8 protein-coding genes are annotated in these 9,068 nt (G+C 69.6%); 3 read left to right on the plus strand and 5 right to left on the minus strand.

Annotation, left to right across the window (positions count from 1 at the left end):
- Positions 1-180: 180 nt before the first annotated feature.
- Positions 181-1,095: a site-specific tyrosine recombinase XerD gene (xerD, locus tag CKO31_RS24365; RefSeq protein ID WP_200242968.1), complete on the minus strand. Its 915-nt coding sequence runs from the start codon at positions 1,093-1,095 to the stop codon at positions 181-183.
- Positions 1,092-1,619, minus strand: coding sequence for a methylated-DNA--[protein]-cysteine S-methyltransferase (locus CKO31_RS24370; RefSeq protein ID WP_200242969.1), 528 nt, complete (start codon positions 1,617-1,619; stop codon positions 1,092-1,094). Before CKO31_RS24370 ends, xerD begins: the two co-directional genes overlap by 4 nt.
- Before the next feature lie 113 nt (positions 1,620-1,732).
- Here CKO31_RS24370 and CKO31_RS24375 point away from each other — a divergent pair, with 113 nt between their 5' ends.
- Together CKO31_RS24375 and CKO31_RS24380 are read left to right on the plus strand one after the other, a co-directional pair.
- Complete coding sequence (locus CKO31_RS24375) at positions 1,733-2,236, plus strand: YcgN family cysteine cluster protein (protein ID WP_200242970.1); 504 nt, start codon at positions 1,733-1,735, stop codon at positions 2,234-2,236.
- Positions 2,237-2,281: 45 nt separating this feature from the next.
- The gene (locus CKO31_RS24380) at positions 2,282-2,890 is read left to right on the plus strand and encodes a Maf family protein (protein ID WP_200242971.1); all 609 of its coding nucleotides are present in this window, start codon (positions 2,282-2,284) and stop codon (positions 2,888-2,890) included.
- Between the two features lie 24 nt (positions 2,891-2,914).
- Here CKO31_RS24380 and CKO31_RS24385 read toward each other — a convergent pair whose 3' ends face one another.
- The 3 genes from CKO31_RS24385 to CKO31_RS27055 are packed head-to-tail and all read right to left on the minus strand — an operon-like array spanning position 2,915 to position 5,530.
- Positions 2,915-3,925 (minus strand): S49 family peptidase, encoded by a 1,011-nt coding sequence (locus tag CKO31_RS24385; RefSeq protein ID WP_200242972.1) that lies wholly within the window; start codon positions 3,923-3,925, stop codon positions 2,915-2,917.
- Positions 3,922-4,602, minus strand: a complete 681-nt coding sequence (locus tag CKO31_RS24390) for an HAD-IA family hydrolase (protein ID WP_200242974.1) — start codon at positions 4,600-4,602, stop codon at positions 3,922-3,924. The genes CKO31_RS24385 and CKO31_RS24390 overlap by 4 nt, the downstream gene beginning before the upstream one ends.
- Entirely contained in the window at positions 4,592-5,530 is a 939-nt protein-coding gene (locus CKO31_RS27055) for an RluA family pseudouridine synthase (protein ID WP_322789208.1), read from the minus strand. The genes CKO31_RS24390 and CKO31_RS27055 overlap by 11 nt, the downstream gene beginning before the upstream one ends.
- 667 nt (positions 5,531-6,197) lie before the next feature.
- Here CKO31_RS27055 and rne point away from each other — a divergent pair.
- On the plus strand, positions 6,198-9,068 hold a 2,871-nt coding region (rne, locus tag CKO31_RS24400), incomplete at its 3' end, for a ribonuclease E (protein WP_200242979.1).

A 9,068-nucleotide genomic window follows, 5' to 3' on the forward strand; every position in this document is an offset into this window, starting at 1 on the left:
CTCTGCCGACGCTATCCTGCCGAAGTCCCGCGCGAATGTCTAGCCCTGCTTTTGCGACAACCAAATTCCTCAACGCCCTGCCCGACGGCGCCGTTGCTGGGGAGGCTCGGTCATGCTTCAGGGCTGGCGGCAGAGATCACGGGGCCGCTCGACTGCCGGCTCCACGCACCTCGGTGGCGCTCACCCCCGCGGATGATGGTGCTCGTGCAGTTGCTTCAAACGCTCGCGGGCGACATGGGTATAAATCTGGGTGGTCGAAAGGTCGCTGTGGCCCAGCAGCAACTGCACCACCCGCAGATCTGCGCCGTGGTTCAGCAGGTGGGTCGCGAAGGCGTGGCGCAGGGTATGCGGCGACAGCGGCTTGACGATGCCGGCGGCGACGGCATAGCGCTTGATCAGCTGCCAGAATGCCTGACGGGTCATGCAGGCGCTGCGGGCCGTCGGGAACAGGTACTCGCTGCGCCGCCCGCCGAGGATAGCCGCCCGGCTGCCGCGGGCATACTCCGCGAGCCAGCGCGTGGCCTCCTCGCCCAGCGGCACGAGCCGCTCCTTGTCGCCCTTGCCGCTGATGCGCACCACGCCCTGATTCAGATTGACAGCCTGCGGGCGCAGGGTCACGAGCTCGGTGACCCGAAGCCCGCTGGCGTAGAGCACCTCCAGCATGGTGCGGTCGCGGTGACCGCGCGGGTCCTCGGTATCCGGCGCCGCCAGCAGGCGCTCCACTTCGGGCTCCGTCAGGGTCTTGGGCAGCGGGCGGCCCAGGCGTGGGGCTTCCACGCGCGCGGAGGGGTCCTCACCGATGCGGCCCGCCCGCAGCAGGTGCCCGTAGAATTGCCGCAGGCAGGACAGCAGCCTGGCCGTGGACCTGGGCTTACGGCCCTGCTGCGACAGCAGGGCCAGATAGTCCAGCAAGTCCAGACGCTGCGCCTCGCAGGCACCGCGCCCGCGCTCGGCGGCGAGCCAGCGCAGGAAGGCCGTCAGGTCCGAGCGGTAGGCCGAGAGGGTGTTGTCGCTCAAGCCTCGCTCCAGCCACAGGGCGTCGGTGAAGGTCTCCACCAGCACCAGCTCGATGTCCTCATCCCGTATCGCGGTCATGGCCCAAGGGGGAGCGCATGGCCCTCATGGGCCAGCAAGCGTTCTTTGATGGCCAGCAGCCGCCCGTCGCGATCGCCGGCGAAGCCGCCGAGTCCCCGGCGCGCCACGACTCGATGACAAGGTACCAGCAACGGCCAGGGATTGGCACGGCAGGCACCGCCGACGGCCCGCGCCGACGAGCCCAAGTCCGCCGCCAGCGCGCCGTAGGTCGTGGTGCTGCCCGTGGGGATGGCTGCGATGGCCCGCCAGACCCGCTGCTGGAAGGCCGTGCCGACCAGCTGCGTAGGCAGGTGGATTGCCCGGCAGGGGTCCTTGAAATAGGCGCTGAACGGCGCCGAAAGCCACGGCGGCGCTAGCGGGGCGTCAAGACCCCCGGCGGCGAGCACCACGCGCTCCAGCGCACCGGTCTGCCGGGCGCCGCGCCAATGCAGCGCAATACGGCCGATGGGCGTATCGAGCGCCACGATGGAGAGGGCCTGCGACACCCCATGGAGCGGTGGGGCCTGGCTCGCATCGAGGGGCATGAGCACCTCCGACGACGGTAACGAACTGCGCCCGTTATACTGCCACCAACCGCGAATCGCCACCCGGCGTCAGGCCCGACGACGCGGATGCCGGGCGCCCTGGAGACCTGCTCATGCCCCAAGCCCTGCCCGAGGCCGACCGCGAGCCCCAGGCCTGCGAACAGTTGCCGCCGCACACCTCGTCGGCCGACCCCTTCTGGGAGACGACGCGCCTTGAGGACATGTCCACCGCAGAGTGGGAATCCCTCTGCGACGGCTGCGGCAAGTGCTGCCTCGAGAAATATGAAGACGAAGACACCGCGGCCATCCACTACACCAATGTCGCGTGCCGGCTACTGGATTGCGACACCTGCCACTGCACCGACTACGCGAACCGCACCGCTCGGGTGCCGGACTGCATCACGCTGACCCCTGCGCATCTGCAAGACCCGACCTGGCTGCCGGAGACCTGTGCCTACCGGCGTACCGCCGAAGGCCGTCCGCTACCGCCCTGGCATCACCTCTGCTCTGGAGACCCCGACGCCGTACATCGAGCCGGTGCCAGCGCCCGCGGCTGGGCCGTGCCCGAGCAGGAGGTGACGGACCCGCTGCTGCACCTCATCGACTGGGTCCGCTGAGCACGGCCAGGGAACCGCCATAACCCGCGTAAGGTTACCCGGATCATGACAAGGCCTCGGCTCGTCCTCGCCTCCACGTCGCCCTTCCGCCGTGAGCTCCTCGCAAGACTTGGCTTGCCCTTCGACATCGCCGCGCCCGACGTGGACGAGGCCCAGCGTCCCGGCGAGGGCGCCAAAGGACTCGTGCTGCGCCTCGCCGAGTCCAAAGCCCGGGCAGTGGCAGACCAGTTTCCCGACGCGCTCGTCATCGGCTCCGATCAGGTCGCAGGGCTGGCGGATGAGCCAGACGGCGCCATCCTCGGCAAGCCCGGTACCCGCGAGCGCGCCATCGAGCAGCTGACACGCGCCAGCGGGCGCACCGTCGTCTTCCGCACCGGGCTCTGCCTGCTGCGCACGGCGGACGCTAGGGTGCAGACCGCCTGCGAGCTGTTCAAGGTGCACTTTCGCACGCTCACCAAAGCCCAGATCGAAGCCTACATCGACCGCGAGCAGCCCCTCGGCTGCGCGGGCAGCTTCAAGTCCGAGGGTCTCGGCATCACGCTGTTCGAGCGCCTGGAGGGCGATGACCCGAACGCGCTCATCGGCCTGCCTTTAATCCGGCTGGTGGACATGCTGGCGGCGGCGGGTGTGGAGGTTCTAGGGGCTAGGGCCTAGCGCCTCGCACCTAGCCCCCCGCCCTCACCTCAGCGCGGGCAACCCCTGCCAAGCGCCCATCTCCACCAAGCCCCGCGCCAGCGCGGTGCCGAAGCGCTCGGTCAGGCGCGCCAGCAGGTCGCGTGCGGCGGTGTATTCGACGATCTCCTCGGCGCCGACGATCTCGCGGGCGACATAGCTGCTGGAGCCGATGCCGTCGCTGAGGCCCAAGTCCACGCTCTCTTGCCCGGTCCAGAAGAGTCCGCTGAAGAGCTCGTCTCCGCCATTGAGCCGATCGCCGCGGCCGGTCTTGACGGCGTCGATGAACTGGGTGTGGATGTTGTCCAGCAGTCCCTGCAGGAAGGCTCTGTCCTGCTCCGCCAGCGGCGAGAAGGGGTCGAGAAGAGCTTTGCGGTCGCCGGCGGTGAGCAGCCGGCGCTGGATGCCGAGCTCCTCCATGGCTTGCTGGAAGCCGAAGCCATCGAGCCGCACACCAATGGAGCCGATGAGCGTGGCCTGGTCGACATAGATCTCGTCGGCGGCGGCGGCGATGTAATAGGCCCCGGAGGCGCAGGCGTCCACGCCCACGGCATAGACTTTCTTGTCCGGATGCTTCTCGCGCAGCCGGCGAATCTCGTCGAAGACATATCCCGCCTGTACCGGACTGCCGCCGGGGCTGTTGATGCGCAGGATCACGGCCTTGGCCTGGTCCGCCTCAAAGGCCTTGCGCAGCCCGGTGATGATGCGGTCGGCGCTGGCGCTCGCTTCCGGGGCGATGATGCCTTCCACCTCCACCAGTGCCGTGTGCTCTAGGCCGGCGCTCAGGGACTCGCCGAAGCCGTCGGCGTAATAGGTGACCACCAGCAGCACCAGGTAGGCCAGGATGCCCATGCGGAAGATGACGCCCCAGCGCCGCGAGCGGCGCTGCTCGCGCAGGAACTCCGCCGCCATGCGGTTGATGAGCGCCCGCTCCCATTCCGGGTCGTCGGGGGCCGGCATACGCTCGGCCCGACTCGGATCGCGGCGTTGCCAGAACTTGAGGAAGTCGAGCTTCATGGTGTCTCGTCGTTGCTTGTATGTGGGTCGGCGGCGGCGAGCCAGCCCGGGAGTGCGTCGATGGCGGACAGGCAGGCGAGCGGCTCCAGCGCGAGTAGGCGCTCTGGGGCATGGACGCCGTAGCAGACCGCGAGGGCGTCCACGCCGGCGTTCTGCGCCGTCAGTAGGTCATATTCGGTGTCGCCGATCATGAGCGCCCGAGAGGCATGGACGCCCAGCTCGTCCAGCAGTTCCTGGAGCATCTGCGGATGCGGCTTGGAGAAGGTCTCGTCTGCCGAGCGCGTGGCATGGAAGTGCGCACCGAGACCGCTCTGCGCCAGCGCGCGGTCCAGTCCGATGCGGCTCTTGCCCGTGGCCACCGCCAGCAGATAGCCCGCCGCCCGCAGGCCGGACACCACCTCTTCGGCGCCGGGGAAGAGCGGCGTCGGCGTATCGTCCAGCTCCAGATAATGCGCGCGGTAGCGCTCGATGATGCGCGCGCGCATCGCCGCGTCCTGCGTCGGCGCCAGCTCGGCGATGGCATGCGTCAGCCCCAGACCGATGACATTGCGGGCCGCAGGCGCCGCCGGCGGCGGCAGGCCGAGCTCGGCAAAGGCGGCCTGCATGCTCGCGACGATGCGTGCGGCGGAGTCCATCAGCGTGCCGTCCCAGTCGAACACCAACAGCTCATAGCGCACGGGCTTGCTCCTCTGCACGTTGCACGACGGCTGCCAGGGCGGCAGGCAGCGGGGCGCGGACGGCGACCGCGGGCGCCTCCTCGCGGGGGCGAAAACGCAGCTCTGCGGCGTGCAAAAACAGGCGCTTGAGCCCGAGCTCGCGGGCCAAGGCTCGGTGCTCGGGGCGGCCGTACTTGTCGTCGCCCGCCACCGGCGCGCCGATGGCCGCCGCATGCACCCGGATCTGATGCGTGCGACCGGTGTGGAGATCAATGTCCACCAGGGTCATGCCGCCATAGGCGGCGACGCGTCGGAACACCGTCAGTGCCGGCTTGCCGGCGACGCTGTCCACCTGGACCATACGCTCGCCGCCCTGGAGCTGGCTCTTGGCCAGCGGCAGATCGACCCGCTGCACCGCGCCGGCAAGGGGCCCCAGCAGCAGCGCCTGGTAGCGCTTGCCTACAGCGCCGTCGCGCAGCTGTGCGTGCAGATGCCTAAGCGCACTGCGGCGCTTGGCGATGAGCAGGCAGCCGGACGTCTCGCGGTCGAGCCGGTGCACCAGCTCCAAGTCCTGCCCGGGTCGCGCGGCCCGCAGCGCCTCGATGACGCCGTAGGCTACGCCGCTGCCGCCATGCACCGCGACGCCCGCTGGCTTGTCCAGCACCAGGACGCGCTCGTCTTCGAAGAGGATGCGCCCGGCCAGCTCCGACCTGAGCCCCGCCGGCGGTGCCGCCGGCTCCGTCTTGGCTGCCGTGCGCATCGGCGGGAGGCGCACGTCGTCCCCGGCTTGCAGGCGTTGATGCGGCTTCACGCGGCCCTTGTTGACACGCACCTCGCCGCGGCGCAGCAGCCGGTAGACCAGTGAGCGCGGCACGCCCTTCAGCTGTGTCATCAGGTAGTTGTCCACACGCTGACCCGAAGCCGCTGCGGCCACGCGCAGGTGGCGCACACCCTGGGCGCCACCTGCGGCTTGCGAGCAAGCGCGCTCGGCGTCGGACTCAGACCCGGACTCAGACCTGGAATCGGTCAATTGCTGACCCTCGGAAACCTTGCTAACCTTAGGAACTTATGTCAGCCCGCCCGGTGTGGCGGCCGTATTGCCGCCGCGTGTCGGCACCGAATCCATGTGTATACACGCGATGTTTCCTGGTCATGGCCGGGATCACCGCCGGGCTCACCACAGGCGCAGGCGCGCCGTCCTCCACCGGCGCCGACGATGGCAGCGCCGGCCTGTGCCTGCGCTGACGACGGGCCCCGGCCATGTTACACCGGCACGATCCGACAAGCCCACCAGCGAGCGCAGGCCGCATCGGGCGCAGGCGCAGTATAGAGCCAGCCAACGGGCTGCATCCGAATCCGTTTTCTGGACGTCGAGGCGCTCGGCGTCCGCACCAGCGCTCCGGCCCCTCCCAGCCGGGGGCGCGATTTGAACACAGGCGCGTGCCCGACGCTTGCCTGGCCGCTCGCCTCCGACGCTCGGCGCGTTGCGGCGGCCGCGAACCTCGGGCCCGTCGGCATGGGGAGCCGACTGCGAGCGAGACACCGGAGAGCGGCCCCACAGGCCGATCCGGGCAACGGCATCACGCCGCGCGCCACGGCCAGAGTGCGCAGACAACATGAAGAGAATGCTGATCAACGCAACGCAGCCCGAAGAGCTGCGCGTTGCGATCGTGGATGGGCAAAAGCTATTCAACCTCGACATCGAAAGCCCCGGACGGGAGCAGAAGAAAGCCAATATCTACAAGGGCACCATCACCCGCGTCGAGCCGAGCCTGGAGGCGGCCTTCGTTGACTACGGCTCCGAGCGGCACGGCTTTCTGCCGCTGAAGGAGATCTCCCGGGCCTATTTCAGTCAGGACCTGAAGCCAGGCACCAAGGCCAGCATCAAGGAGCTCATCAAGGAGGGCCGCGAGGTTGTCGTGCAGATCGACAAGGAAGAGCGTGGCAACAAGGGGGCGGCACTCACGACGTTCGTCTCCCTGGCCGGACGCTATCTGGTGCTCATGCCCAACAATCCCCGCGCCGGCGGCGTATCCCGGCGCATCGACGGCGCCGACCGCTCCGAGCTGCGCGAGGCCCTGAGTCAGCTCACCATCCCCGAGGACATGGGGCTCATCGTGCGCACCGCCGGCGTCGGCAAAAGCGCCGAAGAGCTCCAGTGGGACCTCGACTACCTGCTCCAGCTCTGGGATGCCATCAAGACCTCGGGCGAAAGCCGCAAAGCGCCCTTCCTGATCTACCAGGAAAGCGACATCATCATCCGCAGCATCCGCGATCACCTGCGCGCGGACATCGGCGAGATCGTCATCGATAGCGGCGCGATGTACCGCCGGGCAGAGGAGTTCATCCAGCAGGTGATGCCGCAAAATCAGAAAAAGCTCAGGCTCTACCAGGACGAGGTGCCGCTGTTCACGCGCTACCAGATCGAGAGCCAGATCGAGTCCGCCTTCCAGCGCGAGGTGCGCCTGCCCTCCGGCGGCGCCCTGGTCATCGACCACACCGAGGCGCTCACCTCCATCGACATCAACTCCGCCCGCGCCACCAAGGGCGCGGACATCGAAGAGACGGCGCTCAACACCAACCTGGAGGCCGCCGACGAGATCGCCCGTCAGCTGCGCCTGCGGGACCTGGGCGGGCTCTTCGTCATCGACTTCATCGACATGACGCCCGCCAAGCACCAGCGCGAGGTGGAGAACCGCCTGCGCGAGGCGCTCAAGCAGGACCGCGCCCGGGTCCAGGTGGCGCGCATCTCCCGCTTCGGGCTGCTGGAGATGTCCCGTCAGCGCCTGCGCCCGTCGCTCGGCGAGTCCAGCCAGCACGTGTGCCCCCGCTGCAAGGGCCAGGGCACCATCCGCGGCGTCGAGTCCCTGGCGCTGTCGGTGCTGCGCATCATCGAAGAGGAAGCGATGAAGGAGAGCACGGCCCGCATCCTCGCGCAGCTGCCGGTGGACGTCGCCGCCTTCCTGCTCAACGAGAAGCGGCGCAAGATCCTGGAGATCGAGCAGCGCCAGCAGGTGGGCGTGGTGCTGATTCCGAACAAGCACCTCGATACCCCGGACTACTCCATCGAGCGCATCCGCGTCCAGGATACCGAGCTTCTGAGCGAGGACGAGCCGAGCTACACCCTTGCGAATATGCCCGAGCAGGAGCTGCCCGCGTTCGCCAATACCAAAGCCGACCTCAAGCCCGAGGAGCCCGCGGTGAAGGGCGTCAAGCCCTCCGCACCGGCGCCGCAGCGCCCGCGTGCGGCGGAGCCGCCGGAGTCCGAGACGACCGACCGCAGCGCCGCCGAGATGGAGGCTGCCCACCAAGAGAGCATGCTGAAGAAGCTCTGGGGCATGCTCTTCGCCCCGCCTACCGACGGCAGCGGGGCCGCGTCGGATCACGCGGGTCATCAGCCTGGCCCGACGCCCACGGCGCCGCCAGCCAAGCACCCCGGCGACGGCGCACAGGCCGACGCGGCACCAGGGCGCAAGCCCCAGCAGCGCGGCACCGACGGCCAACAGCAGCGCAAGCCTCGCGGCCAGCGTCGCGACGAGGGCACCCAACAACGCCGCGGCAAGTCCAAACCCGAGGCATCCGCAGACGAGGCCGCGGACGAGGCCCAAACAGAGCAGTCCCAGAGCCGCTCGCGGCGGAGTCAGGCGCAGGGACCGAGCCGCGGCGACGATGGCGAGCGCCAGCGCAGCTCGCGCCGCAGCAGCCGCGGCGGGCGATCCCGGCGCAGCGGCGGGCAGCGCGACCAGACCGAGGCCGGCAAGCCCGACAACGCCGACGGCAAACAGGCCAACGCGGCCAACGGCAACGACAATGACGCCGCTGAGGACAATAAGCCGCAAGCCCCGAAGCAGGCCAAAGGCCAACCGAGCAAGGCTGCGCAGGCTGCGGACCAGCGCCCCGGGCAACAACTGATGGCCCGCACCGACACCCTGCCCATGGCCTCCGCCGAGCAGGATTCCCGGCAGCGCAAGGCAGCGCAGGCGCCGCAGCCGGCGAGCGACGGCGAGGCGACCCCGAGCGCCGCAGCGACCGCCAACGCCGCGGATGCGCCCGGCAAGGACGCCGCCGCAGACAGGAGTGGCAGCGATGAGCAACAAAGCGGCCGCAGCCGCTCCAGCCGCCGCCGACGCGGCGGGCGGCGGCGCCGCGGCAGCAGTGCCCGCGACGGCGAGGCGGTCGCCGCTGATGCAGCCGCGACCGACGATGCTACACAGGGCACGCACGAGGCGGCACCGAGGCCCGCCGATGCCCATAGCCCCACGCCGGCTGGCGCTGATGCCACGCGCGCGCACCCCGGCGAGGCAGCAGCCAGGCTGCCGGCAGAGTCCGAGGCGGCAGAGTCCAAGGCGGCAGAGCGCAAGCCCGAATCCCGCCACACCGAGCGCGATCCCGAACCTGCGGCCAAGGCACCGGACAACGGCCGCGACACCGCCAAGCCGGCGGCGGCCACAGCGCCCGCCGCCCCTCCCCCAGGCCAACCACCGGAC

It is taken from the genome of Thiohalocapsa halophila (assembly GCF_016583825.1).
GTDB classification, from domain to species: domain Bacteria; phylum Pseudomonadota; class Gammaproteobacteria; order Chromatiales; family Chromatiaceae; genus Thiohalocapsa; species Thiohalocapsa halophila.

Bases quoted from the DNA above. Each gene is read 5' to 3' on its own strand.
- CKO31_RS24385 (WP_200242972.1), bottom strand. From the start codon at position 3,925: ATGAAGCTCGACTTCCTCAAGTTCTGGCAACGCCGCGATCCGAGTCGG.
- CKO31_RS24370 (WP_200242969.1), bottom strand. From the start codon at position 1,619: ATGCCCCTCGATGCGAGCCAGGCCCCACCGCTCCATGGGGTGTCGCAG.
- CKO31_RS24380 (WP_200242971.1), top strand. From the start codon at position 2,282: ATGACAAGGCCTCGGCTCGTCCTCGCCTCCACGTCGCCCTTCCGCCGT.
- xerD (WP_200242968.1), bottom strand. From the start codon at position 1,095: ATGACCGCGATACGGGATGAGGACATCGAGCTGGTGCTGGTGGAGACC.
- CKO31_RS24375 (WP_200242970.1), top strand. From the start codon at position 1,733: ATGCCCCAAGCCCTGCCCGAGGCCGACCGCGAGCCCCAGGCCTGCGAA.